This window comes from Streptomyces sp. DH37, from assembly GCF_029813835.1.
In the GTDB taxonomy this organism is placed as follows: domain Bacteria; phylum Actinomycetota; class Actinomycetes; order Streptomycetales; family Streptomycetaceae; genus Streptomyces.
This window is the reverse complement of sequence record NZ_JARVKV010000052.1, coordinates 25264-50710: the sequence shown is the minus strand read 5'-3', so window position 1 is coordinate 50710 and position 25447 is coordinate 25264. Positions and strand designations below refer to the sequence as shown.

The 25447-nt window shown below is 73.7% G+C and carries 15 protein-coding genes and 1 rRNA gene; 8 read left to right on the top strand and 8 right to left on the bottom strand.

All coding sequences use genetic code 11. The annotated features are described in order from the left end of the window. A 16S ribosomal RNA gene (locus QC029_RS22530) occupies positions 1-114 on the bottom strand; the annotation flags it as partial. 554 nt (positions 115-668) lie between these two features. Then, positions 669-1226: a MarR family winged helix-turn-helix transcriptional regulator gene (locus tag QC029_RS22525; RefSeq protein WP_279557564.1), complete on the bottom strand. Its 558-nt coding sequence runs from the start codon at positions 1224-1226 to the stop codon at positions 669-671. 145 nt (positions 1227-1371) lie between these two features. On the opposite strand from QC029_RS22525, the gene QC029_RS22520 reads away from it, so the two are divergent. Continuing rightward, on the top strand, positions 1372-2736 hold the full coding sequence (locus tag QC029_RS22520) for an MFS transporter (protein ID WP_279557568.1): 1365 nt from the start codon (positions 1372-1374) through the stop codon (positions 2734-2736). Here the strand turns inward: QC029_RS22520 and QC029_RS22515 are convergent. Further along, positions 2733-4457 (bottom strand): SpoIIE family protein phosphatase, encoded by a 1725-nt coding sequence (locus QC029_RS22515; RefSeq protein ID WP_279557563.1) that lies wholly within the window; start codon positions 4455-4457, stop codon positions 2733-2735. The two genes, QC029_RS22520 and QC029_RS22515, sit on opposite strands and share 4 nt — an antisense overlap. A 188-nt stretch (positions 4458-4645) precedes the next feature. Beyond that, positions 4646-6004: an NAD(P)/FAD-dependent oxidoreductase gene (locus QC029_RS22510; protein ID WP_279557567.1), complete on the bottom strand. Its 1359-nt coding sequence runs from the start codon at positions 6002-6004 to the stop codon at positions 4646-4648. Positions 6005-6385: 381 nt separating this feature from the next. Between QC029_RS22510 and QC029_RS22505 the strand changes: the two genes are divergently transcribed. Next, positions 6386-7291 (top strand): TetR/AcrR family transcriptional regulator, encoded by a 906-nt coding sequence (locus QC029_RS22505; RefSeq protein WP_279557562.1) that lies wholly within the window; start codon positions 6386-6388, stop codon positions 7289-7291. 236 nt (positions 7292-7527) lie between these two features. Beyond that, the gene (locus tag QC029_RS22500) at positions 7528-9657 is read left to right on the top strand and encodes an NPCBM/NEW2 domain-containing protein (RefSeq protein ID WP_279557561.1); all 2130 of its coding nucleotides are present in this window, start codon (positions 7528-7530) and stop codon (positions 9655-9657) included. A 131-nt stretch (positions 9658-9788) separates the two neighbouring features. Here the strand turns inward: QC029_RS22500 and QC029_RS22495 are convergent, their stop codons facing one another. Further along, on the bottom strand, positions 9789-12014 hold the full coding sequence (locus tag QC029_RS22495; RefSeq protein WP_279557560.1) for an asparagine synthase-related protein: 2226 nt from the start codon (positions 12012-12014) through the stop codon (positions 9789-9791). A gap of 662 nt (positions 12015-12676) precedes the next feature. Here QC029_RS22495 and QC029_RS22490 point away from each other — a divergent pair. After that, positions 12677-14155 carry an MFS transporter gene (locus tag QC029_RS22490; RefSeq protein WP_279557559.1) on the top strand — a complete coding sequence of 493 codons (1479 nt, stop codon included), beginning with the start codon at positions 12677-12679 and terminating at the stop codon, positions 14153-14155. 211 nt (positions 14156-14366) lie between these two features. After that, a complete protein-coding gene (lhgO, locus tag QC029_RS22485) occupies positions 14367-15638 on the top strand; it encodes an L-2-hydroxyglutarate oxidase (RefSeq protein ID WP_279557558.1) in 1272 nt (423 codons plus the stop codon). 59 nt (positions 15639-15697) lie between these two features. On the opposite strand, the gene QC029_RS22480 is transcribed toward lhgO, so the two are convergent. Continuing rightward, positions 15698-16501 carry an SAM-dependent methyltransferase gene (locus tag QC029_RS22480; RefSeq protein WP_279557566.1) on the bottom strand — a complete coding sequence of 268 codons (804 nt, stop codon included), beginning with the start codon at positions 16499-16501 and terminating at the stop codon, positions 15698-15700. A gap of 223 nt (positions 16502-16724) precedes the next feature. Between QC029_RS22480 and QC029_RS22475 the strand changes: the two genes are divergently transcribed. The 3 genes from QC029_RS22475 to QC029_RS22465 all read left to right on the top strand — a co-directional run bounded on the left by QC029_RS22475 (position 16725) and on the right by QC029_RS22465 (position 20370). Next, positions 16725-18023: an alpha/beta hydrolase gene (locus tag QC029_RS22475; RefSeq protein WP_279557557.1), complete on the top strand. Its 1299-nt coding sequence runs from the start codon at positions 16725-16727 to the stop codon at positions 18021-18023. A gap of 216 nt (positions 18024-18239) precedes the next feature. Continuing rightward, entirely contained in the window at positions 18240-18974 is a 735-nt protein-coding gene (gene trmB / locus QC029_RS22470; protein ID WP_279557556.1) for a tRNA (guanosine(46)-N7)-methyltransferase TrmB, read from the top strand. A gap of 118 nt (positions 18975-19092) precedes the next feature. Continuing rightward, positions 19093-20370: a PrsW family intramembrane metalloprotease gene (locus QC029_RS22465; RefSeq protein ID WP_279557555.1), complete on the top strand. Its 1278-nt coding sequence runs from the start codon at positions 19093-19095 to the stop codon at positions 20368-20370. On the opposite strand, the gene QC029_RS22460 is transcribed toward QC029_RS22465, so the two are convergent. Both QC029_RS22460 and QC029_RS22455 read right to left on the bottom strand, forming a co-directional pair. Beyond that, complete coding sequence (locus tag QC029_RS22460; RefSeq protein WP_279557554.1) at positions 20358-22214, bottom strand: DUF1998 domain-containing protein; 1857 nt, start codon at positions 22212-22214, stop codon at positions 20358-20360. The two genes, QC029_RS22465 and QC029_RS22460, sit on opposite strands and share 13 nt — an antisense overlap. A gap of 1 nt (position 22215) precedes the next feature. Then, positions 22216-25446: a helicase-related protein gene (locus QC029_RS22455; RefSeq protein WP_279557553.1), complete on the bottom strand. Its 3231-nt coding sequence runs from the start codon at positions 25444-25446 to the stop codon at positions 22216-22218. Position 25447 lies beyond the last annotated feature (1 nt).

Here is a 25447-nt window from a genome sequence, read left to right as displayed (position 1 = left end):
TGTTACTCACCCGTTCGCCACTAATCCCCTCCCGAAGGAGGTTCATCGTTCGACTTGCATGTGTTAAGCACGCCGCCAGCGTTCGTCCTGAGCCAGGATCAAACTCTCCGTGAATGCTTTTCCGGGTCTTCCCGGAGGACACATCCGCGGGAGCGGAACGGTCGGGCGGAATGGGCCCGGCCGTTCACAGCGTCCTCGCTGTGTTGTGTTTCAAAGGAACCTCGCCCCTCGGCCGTCTACCGGCCGCGGGAACGGGGTATCAACATATCTGGCGTTGACTTTTGGCACGCTGTTGAGTTCTCAAGGAACGGACGCTTCCTTCGGCACCCCTATCCGGGGCCCCTCCGGGCGCTTCCCTTCGGTGTTTCCGACTCTATCAGATCCCTTTTCGGTATCCGATCCCCGGCCGGCGGGGTCCTGCCCTTTTCCTCCGCGCCGTTTCCGGCGCTTCCACCACCGTAGCGGATTTCCCTCCCGGCTCCTAATCGAGCCACCCGGATCGGAATTACGGCGCGCCGGAATTCATCCCCGGAAGGGATTCACACTGAGTGAGTGGTCGTCGCCGGAGGCGACAGAAGGGCTGTCAGAAGAACCGTTCCGGCCCGCTGACAACTCGAAGAACCTTACGGATCGGTCCGTCGGCTGTCAAGTCGCTCCCGGAACCCTCTTCAGTCCAGGTCGCTGAGGCGACCGTCGGCGTCCGGCTGGGTGTCCTCCACCCGGCGCAGCAGGCGCGTCAGCAACTCTCCCAGAGTGCCACGCTCCTCGCCCGACAGGTCCTGGAGCAGGTCCTCCTCGAAGACCGAGGCCAGCCGCATCACCTGGAGCCACTTCTCGCGGCCCTCGTCGGTCAGCTCGACGATCACCCGGACCCGGTTGCTCTCGTCCCGTTCCCGGGTGACCAGGCCGGCGGTGGCCATGCGGTCGATGCGGTGGGTCATGGCGGCGGGGGTGAGGCCCAGCCGCTTGGCGAGGGCTCCGGGGCCCAGCCGGTAGGGCCGGCCCGCCATCACCAGCTCCTTCAGCACCTCCCACTCGGCGTGGTTGAGGCCGAGGGCGGCGAGCTGGCGTCCGTACGCGACGCTCATCCGCCGGTCGAGGCGGCTGAGCGCGTTGACGATCTTCTCCACCTGCGGGTCCAGGTCGCCGTACTCACGCTGGTAGATGGCGATCTGCTCGTCGAGCGTGGGGTCGCGGTCCGGGCCTGGGGAGGGCTGGTCGGGCATGGGACCGGAGTATGGCATGAACTCGTTCGCGTCAAAGTCTTTCGCTATGTACTCTTTAGCCTCGAACTTTAGCTTCGAAGTCTCACTTCGGGCTCCTCCTTCCATCCCTTGCGTGCACCGGCACCAGACACAGAGGCAGGTGAGTGTGACCACCGCGATGGGCGCAGCGCTGCGCCGGATCCAGATGGGGAACGCGCTGAGCGCGTTCGGCAACGGCTTCACCGTCCCGTTCCTGTTCATCTACGTGGCACAGGTGCGGGGCCTGGGAGCCGGCACCGCGGGGACGGTGCTCGCGCTCTTCGCCGTGGCCGCGCTGGTGGTGCTGCCCTTCACCGGGCGGACGATCGACCGGCGCGGTCCGCTGCCCGTCGCCCTCGCGGGAACGGTCCTGGCCGCCGTCGGTTCGCTCGGACTCGCCCTGTCGGAGGGCGTCACGGCGATGTTCGTGTCCGCCGCCGTCTTCGGCGCGGGCATCTCCGTGATCCAGCCCGCGCTCGCCACGATGATCGTGTGGTCCTCCACCACGGCGACCCGGTCCCGCGCCTTCGCCACGCAGTTCTTCCTCAGCAACCTCGGGCTCGGCGTCGGCGGGCTGCTGGGCGGACTGGTCGTGGACACCGACCGGCCGTCGTCGTTCCTGCTGCTGTTCGGGATCGAGTCGGCGATGTACGTCGTCCTGGGCGTGACCGTGGCGGCCGTACGGCTGCCGGACGGGCCGCGCCTCGAGCACCTCTCCCGAGCCGGTGAGGACGGTTGCGCGGGGCCGGGCGGCTGGCGGGCCCTGCTGTCCGACCGGGCGATGGTGACGCTGTCCGCGCTCGGCTTCGTGATGTTCTTCGCCTGCTACGGGCAGTTCGAGGCCGGGTTGTCGGCGTACGCGGTCGAGGCCTCGCGGATCTCCCCGGCGACGCTGGGGATCGCGCTCGCCGCGAACACCGCCGTGATCGTGCTGGCGCAGTTCGTCGTGCTGAGGCTCGTGGAGCGGCGGCGGCGCAGCCGGGTGATCGCGCTGGTCGGGCTGGTCTGGACGGTGGCGTGGCTGGTGGCCGGGGTGTCGGGCCTGGTGGCCGACCGGCACGCACTGGCCGTCGCGGCGATCATCTCGACGTACGCGCTGTTCGGGCTGGGCGAGGCGATGCTGTCGCCGACCGTGGCGCCGCTGGTGGCGGACCTGGCGCCGGCCCGGATGGTCGGGCAGTACAACTCCGCCTTCGCCCTGGTGAAGCAGCTGGCCCTGGCGATCGGTCCGGCGGTCGGCGGGCCGATGGGAGCCACGCTGCACGGGCCGTACATCGTGATGCTGGTGCTGTGCTCGCTCGGCGTCACCGCACTGGCGCTGCTGCTGGGCCGCCGGCTGACCGCCGCGCAGGACGACCCGCTGCGGACGTCCCTGGTGGTCGCCGCCTCGAAGCCGGCCGGCCCGACCGGACCGACCGGACCGACCGGACCGGTCGAGTCGGCCGACCGGGCCGGGTCCGACGGGCAGGCCCGTACGGCCCGGGTCTCCTAGCGCGAGGCGGCCTCCGGGAGGGCGAACTCGCACCACACCGCCTTGCCGCCGTCCGGTGTGCGGCGCGAGCCCCAGGCGGAGGCGATGGTGGCGACGATGGAGATGCCCCGGCCGCTCTCGTCCCCCGGCTCCGCGCGGCGGCGGCGCGGGAGGTGGCCGTCGCCGTCGGTCACCTCGACGATCAGGCGGCGGTCGGTGCGGCGCAGGCGCAGGCACATCGGCGGGGTGCCGTGCTGGAGGGAGTTGGCGACCAGTTCGCTGGCGGCCAGTACGCCGAGGTCGTGGAGGTCCTTCGGGAAGCGCCAGCTCACCAGGACGCCGGAGGCGAAGGCGCGGGCGCGCGGGGCGGCCTCGACCCCTCCCAGGAGGTCGAGCGCGGCGTTGTGGAAGAGCTCCGCGTCGTGGCCGGTGCGGGCCGGGTGCTGGAGGACGAGGAGCGCGACGTCGTCGTCGTGCTCGGCGGTGATGCCCAGGGCCCGCTGGAGCCGGTCGCAGACGACCTGCGGGCCGCCGGTGGCCCCGGCGAACGCCTCCTCCAGCACCTCGATGCCCTGGTCGATGTCGGCGTCGCGCCGCTCGACCAGGCCGTCGGTGTAGAGCACGGCGGCCGAGCCCTCGCCGAAGGGGACCGAGGCGGAGGTGTGCAGCCAGCCGCCGGTGCCCAGCGGCGGACCGGTGGACCCGTCGGCGCGGTGGACCGTGCCGTCCGGGTCCCGGACGAGGATCGGCAGATGGCCGGCGGAGGCGTACACCAGGCGGCCCTCGTTGGGGTCGTGGACGGCGTAGACGCAGGTGGCGATCTGGTTCGGGTCGATCTCGGCGGCGAGACCGTCGAGGAGCTGGAGCACCTCGTGGGGCGGCAGGTCCAGGCGGGCGTACGCGCGGACCGCCGTGCGGAGCTGCCCCATGACGGCGGCCGCCCGCACGCCGCGCCCCATCACGTCGCCGATCACCAGGGCGGTGCGGCCCGCGCCCAGGGTGATGACGTCGTACCAGTCGCCGCCGACCGCCGCGTCCGTGCCGCCGGGGCGGTACGTGGCGGCCACCCGCAGGTCGTCGGGCTGCTCGAGCTGCTGCGGCAGCAGGCTGCGCTGGAGGGTGACGGCGGCCTCGCGCTGCCGGCGCTCGCTGGCCCGCAGCCGTTCGGCGGCCTCGACCTGGTCGGTCACCTCGGCGGCGAAGACGAGGACGCCGCGCCGCGCGTCGGGGCCCTTCAGCTCGACGGGGGTGCAGGTGAAGGTGTAGTAGCCCGGGCGCGTACGGCCGCCGGGGGATCCGGGGCCGCCCTCCACGCGGCGGGCCACCCGGCGGGACTTGACCGTGCGGGGCCTGCCGCTGCGCAGGACCTGGTCCATCAGCGGGAGCAGGCCCAGCTCGGCCAGCTCGGGCAGGGCCTCGCGGGCGGGTGCGCCGGGGGTGCGGGGGCCGAAGGCGGCGGCGTAGGCGTCGTTGACGAACGCGATGCGGTGGTCGGGGCCGTGGACGAGCGCGACCAGGGCGGGGACCTGCCCGAGCAGGTCGTGCGCGGAGAGGGCGTCGAGGCCGCGTCTCACCCCCTCGGCGTCCGGAGCGGACGGCTCGCCGTGCTCGTCCCGGGCGGCCGGGACGGTCCCGGAGGGGGCGGCCGGTGCCTCGGGCGGACGCCGTACGGCCCTGGTGGCGGCGAGGCGTCGCTGCCGCTGCGTGCCGGGCAGCCGGGCGCTCCAGCGCGTGAAGTTCACTGCGTGCGGTCCGATCCGATTCCGATGTTCTCGTGTGTTCTCGTGTGTTCTCGACTGTCCGGTGTGCGTGCGTGCCCGCGCGTGCGTGTCCGTACGGGTGCCCGCCGCGCCGCGCCCGCCGGTGACTCTTCGCTGACGCGGGCCCACCCATGGTCACACGACAGTGTGACCGACGGCACCGACAGGCGTCAGGGACCCTCGGGGTGGCGGCCGGTGCCCGCGGCGAGTTCGAACTCGGCGCGCGGGTGCTCCAGCGAGCCGAGCGAGACGATCTCACGTTTGAACAGCCCGGCGAGCGTCCACTCCGCGAGGATGCGCGCCTTGCGGTTGACGGTCGGCACCCGGCTCAGGTGGTACACGCGGTGCAGGAGCCAGGCGGGGTAGCCCTTGAGCCTGCGGCCGTACACGTGGGCGACGCCCTTGTGCAGGCCGAGCGAGGCGACGGAGCCGGCGTAGGCGTGCTCGTACGCCGTCAGCTCCCGGCCGCGCAGCGAGGCCACCAGGTTGTCGGCCAGGAGGCGGGCCTGGCGTACGGCGTGCTGGGCGTTGGGCGCGCACTCCCGGTCCGGTTCTCCCCCGGAGCCCCCGCTCCGGGAGGCACGCGCTGCCGCCAGGTCCGGGACGGCGGCGGCGTCGCCGGCGGACCAGACGTGCTCGGCGCCCTCGACGCGCAGGGTGGCGGCGCAGCGCAGCCGGCCGCGCCCGTCGCGGGGGAGGTCGGTCTTCTCCAGGACGGGGTGGGGTTTGACGCCCGCGGTCCACACGAGGGTGCGGCAGGGGTGGCGGGAGCCGTCGCTGAGGTGGGCGACGCGGTTCTCGCAGGAGTCGAGGCGGGTCTCCAGCCGTACGTCGATGTTGCGGCCGCGCAGTTCGCGCACGGCGTAGCGGCCCATCGCCTCGCCGACCTCCGGGAGGATGCGGTCGGTCGCCTCGACGAGGATCCACTTCATGTCCCGGGGGCGGATGTTGTGGTAGTAGCGGCAGGCGTAGCGGGCCATGTCCTCCAGTTCGGCGAGGGCCTCGACGCCCGCGTAGCCGCCGCCGACGAAGACGAAGGTGAGGGCGGCGTCGCGGACGGCGGGATCGCGGGTGGAGGAGGCGATGTCGAGCTGTTCGAGGACGTGGTTGCGCAGGCCGATGGCCTCCTCGACGGTCTTGAAGCCGATGCCGTGGTCGGCGAGGCCGGGGACCGGGAGGGCGCGGGAGACCGAGCCGGGGGCGAGGACGAGTTCGTCGTAGGGCACCTCGATGGGGCCGCTGCCGGCGTGCTCGGTGGCGAGGGTCTCGACGGTGGCGGTGCGCCGGGCGTGGTCGATGGACCGCGCCTCGCCGATCACGATCCTGCAGTGGGGCAGCACGCGGCGCAGGGGGACGACGACGTGGCGGGGGGAGATGGAGCCGGCGGCGGCCTCGGGCAGGAAGGGCTGGTACGTCATGTACGGCTCGGGGCTGAGCACGACGACCTGTACGCCCCCGTCCCCGCCGCCCTCCCGCGCGCGTCTCAGTTCATGCTTCAGGCGCCGCTGGAGGCGCAGGGCGGTGTACATGCCGACGTAGCCGCCGCCGACCACGAGAATGCGCGCGGGTTCCTTCGTCACCCGTCCATGACGCACCCGAGGACGGACGTTTGTCCACAGGTCCCGGGAATCGTATGACCGGCGGAGGGTTCGGGTCCGGGCCCTGAGGGTTCCCTGTGGGCGGGGGAAAGACGCAGGTCGGCGGGCGTACTCGACACGTTTCGGAGGGCGTGGGGGAGAGGGGAGGAAGACGTACTCCGATCGGGGGGCGGAGGTGGCGGAACATCCCCCTTCTCTCGTGACCGGGGCTCAACTATGTTCGTAGGGCGCCGGGGCGGAGTCATGACCGTGCTCCGGCGGCTGGGTGGGGAGCCTCCGGGGGGAGGCTGCCATTAACCGGGGGAATACAACATGCATATTCAGGGCATTCAGGGCTCTCGCTGGTCTACCGCCGCCGTCGCCGACTCCTCGGCGGGCGGTGGGATGAGCGGGGTCGGCGGAGACGGCAGGACCGCGCACGCGGTCGGCGGCGGAAGCGCTGGCGGAGGCAGGCGTACGACTCCGCTGCGGGTCGACGCCCAGCGCAATCTGGAGCACGTGCTGCGCGCCGCCCGCGAGGTCTTCGGCGAGCTGGGCTACGGCGCTCCGATGGAGGACGTCGCGCGGCGGGCGCGCGTCGGTGTGGGCACGGTCTACCGGCGCTTTCCCAGCAAGGACGTGCTGGTCCGGCGGATAGCGCAGGAGGAGACGGCGCGGCTGACCGAGCAGGCGCGGACGGCGCTGGGGCAGGAGGAGGAGCCGTGGTCGGCGCTCTCCCGGTTCCTGCGCACGTCGGTGGCCTCGGGCGCCGGGCGTCTGCTGCCGCCCCGCATACTGCGGGTCGGCTCGTTCGCCGACGAATCGGCCGGGGCGTCCGGCACGGCCGGCGCAACCGGGGACGCCGGCTCCGGCGCCGGACGGGAAGGGGCGCGTGCGCCGCTGGGCGGCGGGCACGGGCAGCCGGGGCTGCGGCTGGTGGAGGACGTGTCCGGCCAGGACGCCGGGCCCGGGCCGGACGTGTCCGGCCGAGGCCGGGAGGGCGACGAGGACGACGCGGGCGCCGGCGAACTGCTCGATGTGGTGGGCCGGTTGGTGGAGCGGGCGCAGGCGGCCGGTGAGCTGCGGTCCGATGTGACGGTAGCGGACGTCCTGCTGGTGATAGCCACGGCGGCGCCCTCCCTGCCGAACGCGGCCCAGCAGGCGGCGGCCTCGACACGACTGCTCGACATCCTGCTGGAAGGGCTCAGGCCGCGGCACGCCAGGCCCGCGGAGGTGTGAGGTCCCCGGCCGCGGCCCGGCGGCCGGGGCTCGGGCGCGGTGTTCTCGGTCGACTTTCGGTCAACTTCGCACCGTTGGCGTCCGCCCCTTTACCTCGTATGAGCGCTCTGTGCGTACCGCTTTGCGGTTTCCCGCCCCGAATGGGTGATTGAGGCGCACGGCCGGGAACGCGCGGCCCTCGCTGTGACACGCTTTGCCGGTGTTCGGTGGCGACTGTGTGTACGGGGGTGCTCGCTTTGGGTGTTGACGAGCGGGAGGAGCTGCGCGGCTCGCGGAACGCGGACGGGGCCGGCGGGCCGCAGGGCGCGGGGATCGGCACCGGGCAGGGCGCGCAGGCGGGGCAGGCGGGGCCGGTGCCGCCGCGGCACCTGGAGGACGTACCGCCGCCGAGCGACACGGAGTTGGTGTCGCGGATGCGCGGTGGGGACACCAGGGCGTACGAGGAGCTGTACCGGCGGCACGCCGAGGCCGTGCGCCGCTATGCGCTCCGCTGCTGCCGGGACGCCGCGACCGCGAACGAGCTGACGGACGAGGTCTTCGCGCGGACGCTGCTCGCCGTGCGCGGCGGCGCCGGGCCGGATACGGCCGTGCGCACCCGCCTGCTGACGACGGTCCGGGCGGTGGCGGCGGCCTGGACCGGGACGAACGGTTGGGAGCTGCTGAGCGAGGACTTCGCGGTGTTCGCGGTGGCGGCCGAGTCGCCGGGCAGCGGCGACGCCTTCGAGTCGGAGGCGAACGTACGGGCGATGTGGAGGGCCGAGCGGTCCACGGCGGTGCGCGCCTTCCGCAGTCTGCCCGAGCGGTGGCAGGTGGTGCTGTGGCACACCGTGGTGGAGGAGGAGTCGCCGCGGGAGGTCGCACCGCTGCTCGGTCTGGCGGCGGACGCGGCGGCGGTGCTGGCACAGCGGGCGAAGGAGGGGTTGCAGCAGTCCTATCTGACGGCGCACGCCGCCAGGTCGAGGGCGGCGGGCGGCGACTGCGCGCGCCATGTCGACCGGCTGGGGACGTATGCGCGCGGGGGCCTGCGCATGCGGGCCGGCCGGGGGCTGCACCGGCATCTGGAGCGGTGCGCCGACTGCCGGTCGGCGGCGCTGGGCGCCAGGGACGTCTGCGAGAGGTTGCGCGTCCTGCTGCCGATCGCGGTCGTGGGGTGGGGCGCGGCGCTGTACTCCCCGCACCCGGCGGCGGATTCGGCGGACGCGTACACGATGGCGGACGCCTACTCGGTGGAGGACGCGTACACGATGGGCGTGTACGCGGCGGAGGGAGGTGCGTCGGGACCGGAGTCGTACGCGGCGGGGGGCCGCCGCTCCAGGTGGACGTACCCGGCGTATCCGGCGTACCCGGTGGAGGCGGCCGGGGCGGCGGGCACGACCGCCGTGGCCGGAGGAGCGGACGGTGCGGCCGGAGGAGCGGACGGTGCGGCCGGCAGCGGTGCCACGGCGTTCGACGGGCTGGGCGCGACGGCGAAGGCGGGCGTCACGGCGGGAGTGATGGCCGCGGCCGTGGCCACCGCGCTGACGCTGGCACTGGTCACCGACGGCCAGCGGCCGCGGGGCCCGTACTCGGACCCGGGAACGCAGCCGTCGGCGGCGAGCGTGCCCGGCGGGCCGGAGACGAAGACGGGTGCGGAGGCGAAGGGGTCGAGGGCGCGGACCGTGCCGCCGGAGGAGTCGGCGGGCGCGGCGGACACGGCGAGGGGGTCCGAGGGCCGGGAGCCGGCCCCGCCGTCCGGGGCTCCGTCGGGGTCCGGGCCGGCGCCGGCGTCCGGCCTCCCGCCCGTGCCGGAGTCGGCGCCGGCCCCCGGCACGGAGCACACTCCCGGGGACGGGCCGGAGCCCGGGGACGGGGACGGGCCGGGGTCCGGGGCGTCCTCGCCCGGCTCCGGGCCGGGGCCCGACCGTACGACCGACCCGACGTCCCGGCCGTCCGCGGCCACCGTCCACCGGCTCGACCGGTTGCCCCGGGGCGGCTCCGGCGGCGCGGACGGCCCCTCCGTACGCGAGGGGAGCAGCTGGCTGTGGCAGCGCTCCGGGCTGCGCGTCGGCGGCCGGGACCGGGGCTACGGTGTGACGGTGTCGGCCCGGTCCTCCGTGACGGTCGACCTGGGCGGCGACTGCGCGTCGTTCGACGCGCTCGTCGGGGTGGACGATCTGACGGCGCTGCGGGGCGCGGTCCGGTTCTCCGTCCACGCGGACGGGGTCAGGCTGTGGGAGTCGGGTGTCGTCCGCCGGGGCGAGGAGCCGGTACCGGTTCATGTGTCCCTGTCGGGGCGGAGGACGCTCCGCCTGGTGGTCGAGCCGCACAGCGCCCTGGACGCGGCGGTCGTGGCGGACTGGGTGCAGGCGCGGATCGGCTGCGGCTGACCTGTCCGACGGTGGGCGCCCGCCGGCCCGTGGCCGTCCGCCGACAGGCGCCCATCGACAGGCGGGCGCCCACGGACGGGCGCCGACGGCAGGCGACCGCCGTCGAGCAGCCGCCGACGGACGGGGCCGGCTCACAGGCTGGGGCGCTGCGGCACTCCCCCGGCCACCGCCCGCTGGCGCGGCGCGGCCGTACCCGTCCAGCAGCTCCCGCGGCGGGCCAGCAGACGGCGCAGCCAGACCTCGGTGGAGACCAGTTCCGCCAGCCCGTCCAGCGGCAGCGGTTCGCCCTCGGCCGCGGCGCGCAGCGCCTTGCGGACGACCCGGGCCTCCACCAGCCCCGCGTCGGCCAGCAGGGGCGCGTCGAAGAGGTCGATGAGGTCGCCGACACGGGACCGCAGCCCGGTCCGCGCCGCCGCCGTGTGGGTGGCGTGGGAAGGGGCGCCCCAGCCGGGCGGCAGTTCGTGGACGCCCGCCCCGGCCAGCACGGCGCGCAGCACCGACGCCCGCGCCCCCGGCTGGACGCGCAGGGCCTCGGGCAGGGCGCGGCAGGCCCGGACGACCTGGTTGTCCAGGAAGGGCGCGTGCAGCCGCTGGCTGCGGACCTCCGCGGCCTGTTCGAGTATCCGGTGGTCGGCCGCCAGCCGGGCGAGCGCGGCGCGCGCCCGGCGCTCCCCCGGACGCGTACCGGTCTCCCCCGGTACCGGGCGGAGGGCCGCCCGTTCCAGACGAATCGATACTTCGGCCAGCACCTCTCCCGTCAGCCAGCGCGCGGCCGGCCCCGGACGGCACCAGGCGAGGGCGGCCAGCGAGGCGTCGAGCACTCCGGGCGCGCCCTCGTGGACCGCGCCGCCCGCACCTCCCACGCCCCCGGCGCCGGGCGCCGCGCCCGCCCCCGGGCCGCTTCCCGCGCCCGTCCCCGCGCCCGTCCCCGCGCCGTTCCACTCGCGCAGCCGCCGAGCGGCCTCCAGCACCCCGTCCCGGTACGGCGTACGGGCCAGCCGCCGCGCCGCGCGGTAGACGGTGAGCGGGACGAGCACCGACCGTCCGGCCGCGCCCTCCGCCCTCGCCAGCGCCGTGACCGGCCGCAGCAGATGGCGGCGGCGCCGGTCGAGCAGCAGGTCCGCCAGCCGGGCCGGGTGCGCGTCGAGCACCTCGCGGGCGCCGTACCCGGTCAGGTGGTCCGCGCTGCCTCCCTCCAGGCGCCGCCGGTGCCGTTCGGCGACGACCAGCGAGGGGCCGGGCTCGTCGGTCAGCGGCCCGTCGGCGAGCGGGCCGCCGTCGGGACCGGCGTACGGCAGGGCCTCCTCGCCCGCCGCGACGACGACGTGGTGGAGCCGGGGATTCTCGGCGATGCTGCGGGCGCGTTCCAGTTCGGCCTCGCGCCCCGAAAGGGGGTCCAGCGTCAGGTCGTTGAAGGTGACGGCCAGCAGCCGCTCGCCCGCCGACGTCCCCGGGGTGCCGTACACCGTGCCCGGCACCCCGGGCAGCCCGGCGGCCAGCAGCGCGAGCGTCGCCGACGCGCTGCCGCCCGACAGGTCGGCGCCGATGCCGGGGGCCGGGCCCCTCGCCTGGCGACCCGGCCGGCCGGCCCGCCGCTGGGCCGGTCCCATGCCGGGCACCGGTCCGGGGTCGAGGCTGCCGAGGTCGGGGACGGGCGCGTGGCGCGGCGCGGCCAGCCGTACCCGTACCGCCTCCACCAGCGCGTCGCGCACTCCGGCGACCGCCGCGTCCGCGTCCACGGGGGGCGCGGCGACGACGGTGGGCACGGCGGGTTCGTAGCTGACGGTCTCGCGGCTGCGGCCGTCGCGCATGATCAGCGCGTGTCCGGGCGCTACGCGGCGCACCCCCGCGTACGGCGTGCCGTCGCCCAGGGCCTCGGGCGCGTCGGGGCAGGCGAGCAGGGCGGCGAGGTGCCCGACGTCGAGCTGCGCCTCGATCAGGTCGGCGAGCGGCAGCGCGGCGGTGGCGTAGGCGGTGCCGCCCGCCCACGGGGTGTGGAAGACGGGCCGGGCGCCGGCGAGGTCGGTGGTGATGGTGACGCGGCGGCCGACGCGTACGACGGCGGTGTAGCTGCCGGGCCAGGCGGTCAGATGGCGCAGGGCGCCGCCGCGGGCGGCGAACAGCCCGACGCGCAGCTGCTCGTCGGAGGCGCCGCAGGAGCCCAGCACCGCGAGCTTGTTGCCGCCGTCGACCTCGACGAGGCGCACCTCGTCAGGGCGCCAGTCGCCGACCGCCCACAGCGGGTCGGGGCCGTCCCACAACTGCTGCGCGCCCACCGGCTGGATGGTCTGCCCGGGTCTGGCCGCGCCGCCCGCGCCCGCGGCGTGGTCTGCGGCCCACCCCACCAACCACCGCATCGCCGCCTCCGCATGGCCCCGTAACTCGCCGCCGACCGCGGCCGACCGGTGGTGGATCACCGTCGGCGGCCGTCAACTGCCGTCGCTGCGGACCATGCTGCCACGGGATGGGCGTACGGGAGGCGCTCAGGGGCGCAGACGCGAGGAAGAGCGGCGTCGGAGGCCGACGCCGTACCGGTTGCCGAACGGCTCCGCCGCGAGCGTCGTCATTCGGCCAAATATTTGCCGTGAGATATGCCGAACGAATCATCGTCGGCAGACCGCCGGCAGTCCGGGAGGCTTCCTCACCTCCCGGACCGGACCGCCGTCCGCGGGGAATGGGACGACGGCATTCCCCCAGCCCACTGGTTCCAGCGCAGTGGGCCGACCCACGCAGCACCCATGGAAGCGCTCCCCCCCGGGGCCGCACAGAGCGCACGGACGGGCGCACCGGCACACACCCGGAGCACACGCCAGGGGGCATGCGCGGTGCGGCCCGAGGTGGTCCGGGGCGTCCCGCGCGCCGTCCGCACGTCGCCCGCCGCGCACCGCCGTGCGGACACGATTCCCGCCATCCCGCAGGACGCCCCTTAACGGTAGGGATGCGGCGAACTACGCTGGGTTGACGAGTGCCCCGTGTGTGCGGCGCGGGGCGGCCGTCGGTGTGTGTCAGGGGTGCGCGCATGTCCAGGGAGCCACGCGGGCCGAACGAGAAACTCGGTGCCGTCCTCGCCCTCGCCGGGATCAGCAACGCCGGCCTCGCCCGCCGGGTCAACGACCTGGGCGCGCAGAGAGGACTGACCCTCCGCTACGACAAGACGTCGGTCGCCCGCTGGGTCTCCAAGGGGATGGTGCCGCAGGGCGTCGCCCCCCATCTGATCGCCGCCGCCATCGGCAGCAAGCTCGGACGTCCCGTCCCGCTGCACGAGATCGGCCTGGCGGACGCCGATCCGGCGCCGGAGGTCGGCCTGGCCTTCCCCCGCGACGTCGGCGCGGCCGTGCGGTCGGCCACCGAGCTGTACCGGCTGGACCCGGCCGGGCGGCGCGGCGGCGGAGGGGGCATCTGGCAGTCGCTGGCGGGCTCGTTCTCGGTGAGCGCCTACGCCGTCCCCACCTCGCGCTGGCTGATCACGCCGGCCGACAGTTCGGTGGCGCGGGACGCGTCGGCCGCCGCCGGGGGGCGCGAGGCCGCGGCGGGGCCCGCCGCCGGCGGACGCCGACCGCCCCCGCCCGCCGCCACGTCCCTGCGCGTGGGCCACAGCGACGTGGCCAAACTGCGGGAGGCGGCGGAGGAGGCCCGGCGCTGGGACTCCAAGTACGGCGGCGGCGACTGGCGTTCGTCGATGGTCCCCGAGTGCCTGCGCGTGGACGCCACCCCGCTGCTGCTGGGCTCCTACAGCGACGAGGTCGGGCGCTCGCTGTTCGGCGCGACCGCCGAACTGACGCGCCTGGCCGGGTGGATGGCCTTCGACACCGGCCAGCAGGAGGCCGCGCAGCGCTACTACATCCAGGCGCTGCGGCTGGCCCGGGCGGCGGCGGACGTGCCGCTGGGCGGGTACGTCCTGGCCTCGATGTCGCTGCAGGCGACGTACCGGGGCTTCGCCGACGAGGGAGTGGACCTGGCGCAGGCCGCGCTGGAGCGCAACCGCGGTCTGGCCACGGCCCGCACCATGAGCTTCTTCCACCTGGTGGAGGCCCGCGCCCAGGCCAAGGCCGGCGACGCGGCGGCCTGCGGCACCGCGCTGGCGGCGGCCGAGGGCTGGCTGGAGCGCTCCCGCGACGGCGACCCGGACCCGTCCTGGCTCGACTTCCACTCCTACGACCGCCTGGCCGCCGACGCCGCCGAGTGCTACCGCGACCTGAGGGCCCCGCGCCAGGTGCGCCGCTTCACCGAGCAGGCGCTGTCGCGCCCGACGGAGGAGTTCGTGCGCTCGCACGGCCTGCGGCTGGTGGTCTCGGCGGTCGCGGAGCTGGAGTCGGGCAACCTGGACGCGGCCTGCGCGGCGGGTACGCGGGCGGTGGAGGTCGCCGGGCGGATCTCCTCGGCGCGGACGACGGAGTACGTGCGGGACCTGCTGCACCGGCTGGAGCCGTACGGCGACGAGCCGCGCGTGGCGGAACTGCGGGAGCGGGCGCGCCCGCTGCTCGCGGCTCCGGCGTGACGCGGCCCGTCCCGCCGCCGCGCCCGGGGCGCCCCGAGCCCCCGGGGCCCCCGGACGACCCGGATCGCCTGAACCACCCGGACCGCCTGAACCACCCGGACCGCCCGAACCGCCCCGCGATGGGCCGTACGGGCTGTCCTCGGGACCCGTTCACAAGTCCCGCGCGCGGCCGGAGGGTTGCCTGTCAGTGGGCCGGGCCATGATGGAGGACGTGTCCTCTGTCTCCTCGGCCGCCCCGGCTCCCTCCTCGTCCTCCGCGCGGCGCGCGGCGTACGACTGCGACGTGCTGGTGGTCGGCGGCGGGATCGTCGGTCTGTCGACGGCGTACGCGCTCACGCGCGCCCGGCCCGGTACGCGCGTGGTGGTGCTGGAGAAGGAGGCCGGTCCGGCCCGGCACCAGACCGGCCGCAACAGCGGGGTGATCCACAGCGGCGTCTACTACCGTCCGGGGTCGCTCAAGGCCCGCTTCGCGGTGCAGGGCGCGACGGAGATGGTGAAGTTCTGCGCGGAGCACGACATTCCGCACCGGGTGACGGGGAAGCTGATCGTCGCCACCGAGCGCGCGGAGCTGCCCCGGCTGCACGCGCTGGTGCAGCGCGGCCGGGAGAACGGCATCCCGGTGCGCGAGCTGGGCCCGGCCCAGATCGCCGAGTACGAGCCGCACGTGAACGGCCTGGCGGCCATCCACGTGGCCACCACCGGCGTCTGCGACTACGGCGCGGTCGCCGCCGAGCTGGCCCGCCTGGTGACGGCGGCGGGCGCCGAGGTGCGCTGCGGGGCCGAGGTCTCCGCCGTGGACCGCCGCCCGGGGACGGGCGTGGCCGTCCGTACGGCGGCGGGCGCGGTGGTGCGGGCCCGCGCCATGGTCAACTGCGCGGGGCTGCACTGCGACCGCGTGGCCCGCCTGGCCGGGGACGTGCCGCCGGTGCGGATCGTGCCGTTCCGCGGGGAGTACCACGAGCTGGCCCCGGAGCGCGGCGGGCTGGTGCGGGGCCTGGTCTACCCGGTGCCGGACCCGGCGTTCCCGTTCCTGGGCGTCCACCTCACGCGCGGCATCGACGGCTCGGTCCACATCGGCCCCAACGCCGTCCCGGCCCTGGCCCGCGAGGGCTACCGGTGGCGCACCGCCCGCGCCCGCGACCTGGCCGAGGTGCTGGGCTACCGGGGCTCCTGGCGCATCGCCCGCCGCCACTGGCGCTACGGCGCGGGCGAGCTGCGCCGCTCGCTGTCCAGGGCGGCCTTCACCGAGGCGGTGCGCCGGCTGCTGCCGGAGGTGGACGCCGGCGACCTGCGCCCGGCCCCGGCCGGGGTGCGGGCCCAGGCGGTCGGGCCGGACGGCACGCTGGTCGACGACTTCCTGATCACCGGGGCCCCGCACACCGTCCACGTCCTCAACGCCCCCTCCCCGGCGGCGACGGCCTCCCTGCCGATCGGCCGTGAGGTGGCGCGGCGGGCGCTGGCGGCGCTGGACGCCACCCGCTGAAGCCCGGCGGGCGCGGCGGGTGCCGGGCGCCCGCCGCGTCCGCCCGGCCCCGCGGGCCTCTACGGCTTCCGCGCGAGTCCGCCGTGCACGGCCGTCTCCGGGCCGGGGGTGCCCTCCGGCCGCCACCGCGAGCACGAGACGACGCCGGGCTCCAGCAGCTCCAGCCCCTCGAAGTAGCCGGCGATCTGCTCGGGGGTGCGCGGCGTGTACGGGGTGGCGGTGCCGCGGGCGTTGTGGCTCTCGATGGCCTCCACGTACGCCGGGTCGCTGGTGGAGCCGTCGTTCAGGCCGAGGAAGCTGCCCGGCGCCAGGGCGTCGGTCAGCCGCCGCACCACCGCGCGGGCCTCGTCGTAGTCGGGGACCAGGCCCAGGATGCCCATGAGCATCAGCCCGACCGGCCGCGACAGGTCCAGGGTCCGCGCGGCCTCCTCCAGGATCCTGTCGGGGTCGCGGACGTCGGCGTCGATGTAGTCGCACGCGCCCTCGGGGGAGCTGGTGAGCAGGGCGCGGGCGTGCACCAGCACCAGGGGGTCGTTGTCGACGTAGACGATCCGCGACTCGGGGGCGGTGCGCTGGGCGACCTCGTGGGTGTTGTCCCTGGTGGGCAGTCCGGTGCCGATGTCCAGGAACTGCCGGATCCCCTCCTCGCCGGCCAGGTGGCGGACCACGCGGCCGATGAAGGCGCGCGAGGTGCGGGTGATGTCGCGCATGCCGGGGAAGGCCGCCAGGACCTTCTCGGCGGCCTCCGCGTCCACCACGTAGTAGTCCTTGCCGCCCGCCAGGTAGTTCCAGATCCGGGCCGAGTGCGGTCGGGAACTGTCTATTCCGCTCCCGCCGCCCGGCCGCGCGGCGCTGTCCGCCATCTCGCTCGCCTCCTTGGTGCCGACCATGGGACGCACACGATCCCACACCCCGTCAGCCGGTGCCCTCGCCCGGGGCGGGTCCGGACGGGTCCGAACGGGGCAGGTCCGGGCGAGTCCGGGCAGGGCGGGTCCGGGTGGGGCGGGTCCGGGTGGGGACAGCCCCCGGCCGGCCCGGGGGGCGTCCGCATTCCGGAACACCGGCCTCCGCAGAAGGATCGCCGCCATGACGGAACACGACATCCGGCGCGGCGCCCGGGCCGCCTCACGTCTCCCCGGCGGGCGCACGCGGCGCGGCGCGGCGGCCCTCGCCGCCGCCCTCCTGCTCTCCCTGACGGCCGTGCCCGCGTCGGCGGCCGTATCCGCCGGGAACGCAGGGAACACCGGGGGCGCCGGGAACGCGGGAGACACTGAGGAGCACGCGCGGGGCGCCCTGCTGTCCACCACGCACCTGGCCGACAAGGCCCCCGGCCCGCTCAGGGACCTCCTGACCGCCAACGGCGTGGACGCCTCCGCCGTGCGCCACGGCATCACCGCCCACCGCATCGTCTACGCCACCGTCACCCCCGCCGGGGAGCCGACCACCGCCTCCGCGCTCCTCGTCCTGCCGGCCGGCGGCGGCGAGCGGCTGGCCACCGTCTCCGAGACGCACGGCACCACCGCCTACCGCGGCTACGCCCCCTCCACCGGCGACAACGTCTCCGTCCTGGGCGCCTTCCTCTACGCCTCCGGCGGCCGGGCCGCCGTCGCCCCGGACTACCTGGGCCTGGGCGCCGGCCCCGGCACCCACCCGTACGTGGACACCCGCTCCTCCGTCTCCGCCTCCCTGGACGCGCTGCGCGCCGCCCGCACCGCCGCGCGCGGCCAGGGCAGACGGCTGACCGGCGCGGTGTACGCCACCGGCTTCTCCCAGGGCGGGCAGGTCGCCATGGCGCTGGGCCGGGAGCTGGCGCGGGGCGCGGACCGGCGCTTCCGGCTGCGGGCGCTGGCGCCGGTGGCCGGGCCGTACGACATCGAGGGCGTGGAGTTGCCCGCGATGTTCGACGGGCGGATCGACGGCGCCTCGGCCGTCTTCTACCTCTCCTACTTCCTGGTCGCCCAGAACCGGCTCCACCCGCTCTACGGCGATCCCCGCGAGGTCTTCCGCGCGCCGTACGCCGACCGCGTCGAGGAGCTCTTCGACGGCGACCACCCCGACGAGGAGATCGCCGGGCTGCTGCCCGGCACGGTCGGGGAGCTGCTGACGGACGAGTGGCACCAGCGGCTGCGGCACCCCACCGGCACGCTCGCGGAGGTGATCCGGCTCAACGACGGCGTCTGCGCGTGGGCGCCGCGCGTACCGGTGCGGCTGCACACCTCCGGCGGCGACCGCGACGTGCCGGCCGCCAACACCGGCGGCTGCGTGCGCGACCTGGCCCGGCACGGGGCGTACGCCCGGGTGGTGCACCACGGGGACGCGGACCACTTCGGCGCGTACCAGCGGGCGATCGCCCACAACGCGCGCTGGTTCGCCCGCCTGGACTGACCGCCCGGACCGGCTGCCCGGACCGGCCGCGTACGGCCGCCGGGCGGTCCGCCCGGCGGCCGTAGACTCGTACGCACTGTGTCCGAGAAAACGCCCCGTCCCGCCGAAGCACCGATCGAAGCGCCGGAAGCGCCCGGTACGTCCGCAGCGCCCGGAACGCGCCCCGAAGCGCGTCCCGGAACGCGCGAGGCGCTCGCGCCCCCCGCGCGGAGCGTCATGTTCCCCGACGGCACCGGCCCCTCCGCCGACCCCGCCGGGGACCGCCACGAGCGCCGCATCCGCAGCTTCCAGCCCCGCCGCAGCCGCGTCACCGCCGCCCAGCGGGACGCCCTGCTGCGGCTGTGGCCGGTGTGGGGCGTGGAGATCGACGGCGACCGCCGCCTCGACCTCGAGGAGCTCTTCGACACCCTCCCGCCCGGCTCGCCCGTGGTCCTGGAGATCGGCTTCGGCATGGGCGAGGCCACCGCGCGGATGGCCGCCGCCGACCCCGGCACCGGCATCCTCGCCGCCGACGTCCACACCCCCGGCCAGGGCAACCTGCTGGCGCTGGCCGAGCGGGAGGGGCTGGCCAACGTCCGGGTCGCCAACGGCGACGCGATCATCCTGCTGCGCGAGATGCTCGCTCCCGGCAGCCTCGCCGGGATCCGCGTCTTCTTCCCGGACCCGTGGCCCAAGAAGCGCCACCACAAGCGCCGCATCATCCAACCGGAGTTCGTGGAGCTGGCCGCCTCCCGGCTGGCGCCGGGCGGGCTGCTGCACTGCGCGACCGACTGGGAGCCGTACGCCGAGCAGATGCTCCGGGTGCTGGGCGACTGTCCGGCGCTGGAGAACACGCGGCCGGACGGCGGCTTCGCGCCGCGCCCGGACTTCCGTCCCGTCACCCGTTTCGAGGGCCAGGGCCTGGAGAAGGGGCACGTCGTACGCGACCTGCTCTTCCGCCGCGTCCCCTGACCGCCTCCGGCCCGCCGGCCCCTCCCGGCTCCCGGCCCCTCCCGACTCCCGGCCGCTTTCCCGCGCTCCGCGCCGCCCCCCTAGCCAGTACGGCCCCGGTTGTGCCTAATGTCGTCGGGTGCACCAAGAGGTTTCCGCGCCACCGGCGGACGGGCGCGGCTCGCCGCGCGGCGCACCCCGGTGGCACAGCGTCCGGGCGGCGGCCGTCGCCGTCCCGCTCCTGCTGTGCGGAGCCGTGATCCTGGGGCTGGTCCACGAGCAGACCGGCTCCGACGGCTTCCTCGTCGGGCTGGGGCTGGCCGTCCTGCCGGTGCCGCCGCTGCTCGCCGCCTTCCGCTGGCTCGACCGGGCCGCGCCCGCGCCCCGGCGGAACCTGCTCTTCGCCTTCGGCTGGGGCGCCTGCGCGGCCACCCTCGTCGCCATCACCGTCAACGGGTTCGCCACCGACTGGCTCGCCTCCTCCGTCCTGCCGCGCGCCCCCGACCGGGCCGACGCGCTGGGCACCACCCTGGTCGCGCCCGTCGTGGAGGAGACGGCGAAGGCGGGCGCGGTGCTGCTGCTGTTCCTGCACCGGCCGCGGGACTTCGGCGGCGTGGTGTCCGGCGTCGTCACCGCGGGGATCACCGCGACGGGCTTCGCCTTCACCGAGAACATCCTCTACCTGGGGCGGGCCTTCGGCGAGGACCTGGCACTCGGGCACTCGGGGCTGGAGTCGACCACGCTGGGGACGTTCGTCCAGCGCGTGGTGATGGCCCCGCTCGCCCACCCGCTCTTCACGGTGCTGGTGGGGCTGGGCTTCGGCGCGGCGGCCTCCGTCTCCCCGCGCCGGCGAACCCTGCGGACCGCGCTGCCCCTGCTCGGACTCGCGGCGGCCGTCACGCTGCACGCGGTGTGGAACGGCGCGGCGACCCTGCCCAGGCCGGTCTTCCTCACGGTCTACGGCCTGTTCATGGCGCCGGTGCTGGTCGTGGTGACCGGGCTGGCCCTCTGGGCGCGCCGGCGCCTCCTGCGCACCGTACGCGCCACCCTGCCCCGGTACGCGGCGGCGGGCTGGCTCGCGCCCCCGGAGCCGTACGCGCTCGGCTGCCTGCGCGCCCGCGCCCTGGCCCGCGACCTCGCGCGCCGCCACCACGGCCGCCGGGCGGCCCGCGCGGTCGCCGAGTACCACCGCGCGGCCACCTGCCTGGCCGTGCTCCGCGCCCGCGCCGAGCACGGTGCCCCGCCCCCGGGCTTCCCCGCCCACGAGCGCGCTCTCCTCCGCACCCTCCACCGCCACCGCCCCCTGGCCTCCCCCGCCACGGCCTCCGCGGCCCTGGAGGCCCTGCCCCGGCCCTCCGGTATCTGGTGGTCGAGGGCCGGGGTCGAGCATGGTTCCCTCGTTGATCAGGAGAAGTAGCCGGGCACCTTCTCGTCCGGTGTACCAATCAGCAAGGCACGGTCCAGGAATACGTTGTTCATCTCGCAGCTCGTCTCGGGCAGCAGAATGCAGGCATGGCAGGCAGCGAGGTTGAGGCTGTTGACACCGCTGGCGTCGGATTCCATGCACAGGGGGTCCGCAGAACACCATGAGATCCGTTCGAGCGCGGACCTCAGTGAGTTCGCCAGATTTTCCGGGGCGCCCTGGGCGACGATTCCTCCGAGACTTCCCGCCGAGTCGCTGGTAGCGGTGTAGAGAAGCACACCAGTCATGTCCTCGTTGACGTACAGGCGCTCGCGGATCGCGGAGGCGGGATAACCGCAGTCCAGGCTCCACTCGTTGATCAGGGCGTGCGCCAGAGTATGGAGAAGGACAAAGCGCGAGGTCAGTGAGGACTCGACCAGAGCCGTGCGGTCCCTGACCCGCCTACGGAGATGGCGCTCGTGGTTGCGACGCAACCGCTGCGCGCGAACTTCCGGGGAGTCGGGGCCGGTGAGTGATTCCCACTTCGCCAGCCTTTCCTGGTCCAGAGTGAGGAAGACGCCCTCCCCGATGACCTCGATGGCGGGCAGCCAGTCGATGTCCTCGTCCAGCGCGAGTTTGACCGCGCGCTCCCGGTCCTCCTTGATGCGCATAAGGGGCTCGATGCGGGTGAAGCTGTGGAGCGCCCGTACCTCACGGAGTCGCTTGACCAACATGACCTGGTCGATGCCCGGTACCCTCACTCCGTCGGCGTTCTCCGGGGGGAGGCAGACGAAGTGCTGGTTCTCCGGATGTTCCGGAGTCTCCCTGCACAGCTGTCGGTACTCCTCCTGCCGAATCCTGCCCGCAGCCTCGAACTCGTTGTTCTCCTCGGGCTCTTCCTGCGGTTGCTCGCCGGCGCTCTCGAGTGTGCGTACTGCCCCGATCACTTCCTCGGCACCGTAGCGTCCCTTGTCGAGCCACCCCTCGTCGCGGGCGTACTCCTCGATTCGCTCGTCGCTCTTGTTGATCAGATGCCGCTTGTGCCTTTCCACCAACTGCATCAGCTTGCGGTGCCACGGTGGAATGGACAGTGCGGAGGCCACGCTGGGGAACCAGGCCGCGGAAGAACCACGCTGCAGCACTCGGAGAGGACTGGCACAGTTCGCCTCACGTGCACTCCTGCCGAACCAGGGGCGACCACCTCGGCAGGTGATTCCCAATGCGGCCATGGCATCCCGGCTGAAGGCGCCTTCCAGCGATCCGCTCTCACCACAGTCGCACTTGATCACAATGCCGCGCAGACTGGCCGTCCGTCCCTCGCTGTGGAGAGTCAACCGAGCCTTCGCCGGATCGCAACTGCAGCGGGCCCCGCGCTCCTCACCACGCCGGGCGTGCAGCCATCGCCAGTACGGGAACTCGTCGAGATGTCCGTGGGCACATGCGACGACGAAGCGGGACGGCACGAGGGGAGCTTCGCAGTCGCCGCACACATTGTCGTTGCGCCGACCGCCGAAGTCCCGGAAGGGCTTCAGCACACAGCACCTCGGGCAGGAATAAGTCTCGGGGAAACGACGTACCTTCACACCGTTCCCGGACGGCGCCGGAGCCGCAGGAGGCAGCCGGAAGCCGTTCACCCCGAGACGCTGTTGCAGACGTGGCTCGGACAGGACGTCGGCGTCCCGAGTACCCCAGGTATCCAGGCCGCTGACGATGTACGACTGGTCACCGATGGCGATCATCGCTCCGACACCGTATGTGGTGATCTGCTGAGCACGCCGCACCGAACCCAGCGGTGACCTGCGGACCTTCTCCTGTCGCGCTGCGGTACCGGAGGCACCGGCCGAGGATCGACGTGCCATATCAGCTCTCCAGGTAGAGGTCGGACTCGACATCGACGTCGCGGAGGCTCCACAGCGTGTCACGAGCCTCCGCGAGATCGAGATCGGAGTGGGTGCGGAGCAGCGCGGTATCGGGGTCGCGGTCCGGATTCGGGCTGTAGGTGTAGGGCGCCTCGTACAGCAACCCGTCGTTCTCCTCGGCGAGCCGGCTCCAGTGGGCGATGAACTCCCTCAGCTCCGTGTCGGTGGCGTCGGCTTCCTCCTTCTCGATCCCGCGCACCCGAGCCACCAGGTCGGTACGCAGGTTGTGCAGGTCCTGCTCGAAGGCACGCACATTGGCCGCAGCCCTGTTGGGACGGGCGGCTGGCAGGACCAGCCGAGCCAGCCCGACGAAGACCGCGTGCAGGGCCCGGTCGCGGGCGCGGGCGGAGTAAGGGGTGACGCTGGTCGACTCCACCTGCTTGTAGAGAGCCGAGTGGTACGGGACGAAGTCCTCATAATGCGACAGGTCACGGGACCGGGAGGAGTTGAACAGGGTGACCACCAGTCCGGGATGCTGCCGCCCCACACGGCTGGTGGCCTGGATGTACTCGGCCGTCGTCTGCGGCTGCCCCAGGACAACCATCAACCCCAGCCGATCGATGTCGACACCCACCGAGATCATGTTGGTGGCGAGCACGACGTCCACCGCCGCGCCGGAGTCGAGGGTGCATGCCAGTTCACTGAGGCGGTCGGGAATCTCACTGGAGGGGACACGGCTCGTCAGCTCTTTCGGAACGACTTCACGGGGCGTCCCGCTGCCGTCCCGCTGTGCATGGGTCTTCAGCCTCTCGTTGACATCGGCGTGCACCTGCAGTTCGGCCGCCGCGAGCAGACGAAGGCTGTTGAAGTAGCCGACCAGGGTCCAGTAGGCATCCCGTACCGCGTCGTCGCCCTCGATTCGGCCGGCATGGTGCAGGAGTGAGGCATAGGCTCGAATCAGCAGGGTCGCCTGGGATATGCCCGGGGCGAGCAGCCCGACATAGCGGCGCGATGCCTTGCGTTCGGCAGGGGCTTGGACCGCGAACCAGGAGTCACGGGCATCGAGACCCGCCGGCGGGAACTGCGCCACTTCCCGATCGAAAAGGGCCTTGCCCTGATCCCCCGCACGGCGGATGGTGGCCGTGGACGCGATGACTTTGGGGCGATCCGCGGCGATGTCGACCGCCGCCTCGTACAGGCCGGTGAGCGTACCGAGAGGCCCGGAGATGAGGTGCAGCTCATCCTGGACGATCAGCTCGGGCGGAGGCGTGCCGTGCGCGTCGGTGTTCCGGTTGAACAGGGCGGCCACATCGTCCCGCCACGCCACCCGCGCGAACTTGTCGACCGTGGCGATGACCAGTGTGGGGCGCACCCGGTAGAGCTCGGAGTCCACCACGTGCACCGGTAGCCCGTCACCGTAGTCGCACCCCTTGCCGGGACAGTTGATCGACATATGGTCGCGGTCCACGTCGACCGTGTAGTCCTCTGCCCGCAATGCCGTGCCGCACCAGGGGCAGTCCCGGAGCTGCACCGGGTTCTGCTCCTGCAGCGTCTCGCCCTTGCGTATCTTCCGCAGGGCGGTTCTGGCCTCCTCCAGATTGTTCGGAGTGGCCGCCCGCCCCACCCACATACCGACGGAGATCGGCTCGTATCCGAGCCGTTCGGGGTCCTCCGCGCGGACCCGGTCCATAGCGCACATCAGCCTGGCAGCACGCTCGAACTGTTGCAGGGTGAGCAGCCGGAGTGTGTAGCGCATGAAGACCGTGACACCACCGCCCGCCTTGCCGAGACGAAGCCGGCGGTGGAACACGGTGAAGGCGATCAGACCAAGGTAAGCCTCCGTCTTGCCACCACCGGTGGGGAACCACAGCAGATCCACGATGCCGCGGTCCTCGTGCTCCGGGTCGACGATGCCTTTCAGGCAGAGCAGCAGGAAGCCGATCTGGAACGGACGCCAGGTCCCCTGCGGCTGTGACTGCCCCCTACGGCCGCCTTTGATCCACAGGCTGCGGCCGAGCTGCTGCGCCATGGCCCTGTTGGCCGTCCGAAAGGCCTCCATGGCACGCTCGTCATGCTCCAGCAGTCGGATGCCGGTCATCATGCGTTTCTGGGCTGTGCGGCACAACCGCATCTGCTTGCCGGTGAGTTCGAGGTATTCGGTGCTGCCGTATGGACCGTCGCGCAACTCCTCGATCTCCGCTTCTCGCTCGCCGATCCAGCGCCCATAGGCGTCGACCAGTTCGCGGAGCCATTCCACGACCTGTTCCGGTGTCGCGTCGGCCAGCGTCTGCATGCCAAGACGGCGTACGTCGATGTTCGGGTTGGAATCAGTGAGCAGCACCTCGTATGTCGGGACGAATTCCGTCCGGACGGAGGTCACCCCGGCGGGCTCGCCCCTCCTGGGAAGCTCACCGACAGCTGGCGGTGTCCAGTCCCAGTCAGCGGCACAACCATGGCCGGTTGCGAAGGAAGGGACATGACGATAGAGAAGCCGGTTGAGCCTAATCTCCTCGTCCGCACCTCCCTCTGTCGGGCGCTCCACCAGGGCGGGCACATCACCGGGGACGTCAACGCGCAATCCGGCTTGGAAGAAACAACGCGTGTCCCGAATGTCATGCTTACCCACCAGGTGGGTGTTCACCAGGGTCGCCGTGATGCTCACGGTGCCCTGCGGACCACTCGGCCGGCGAACCCGCACCCGCAGCTCCAGGCCCGGAGCAAGCTTGACCGGCTCCTGGTGGATCTCCGTGACGTCAATTGTGGTGGCGGGTAGTTCGAGCGGACGGCGACGCCAGTGGAGATCCTGTGCTTCCACAGCTCGTCGCTCCGCACGCTCGGGCACGGTGAGGCGTCCCTGACCATCCACCGGGTCGTACACGGCGGCAGTGGGAGTGATCGTTATGGAGCGGCTGCGTGAAGGATCCACGGCGAAGGTGATTCCGGTGGCCGAGGGGCGCTGGATGTTCGCCAGGTTGACTCCGGTGTCCGGTACCTCGTCGACGGCGAGTGTGGAGTCCGCGTCATCGTCGTAGCCGTCCTCCTCCGCGTCCTCACGGGCCAGTTCCTCGTCCTCGGTGCGCGGAAAAAGCACGCCGGTGGAGTAGGTCGTCACAGGCCAGTCGTCCAGCAGTTCCGTGGAGTCGGCCTGCTCGCCGGTCGGCCCGAGAAGGTCGGCCTTGAGCCGCTCCACCAGCTCGGCGCGGAAGCGGTAGTGCTCCTTGAGATCGGGCATC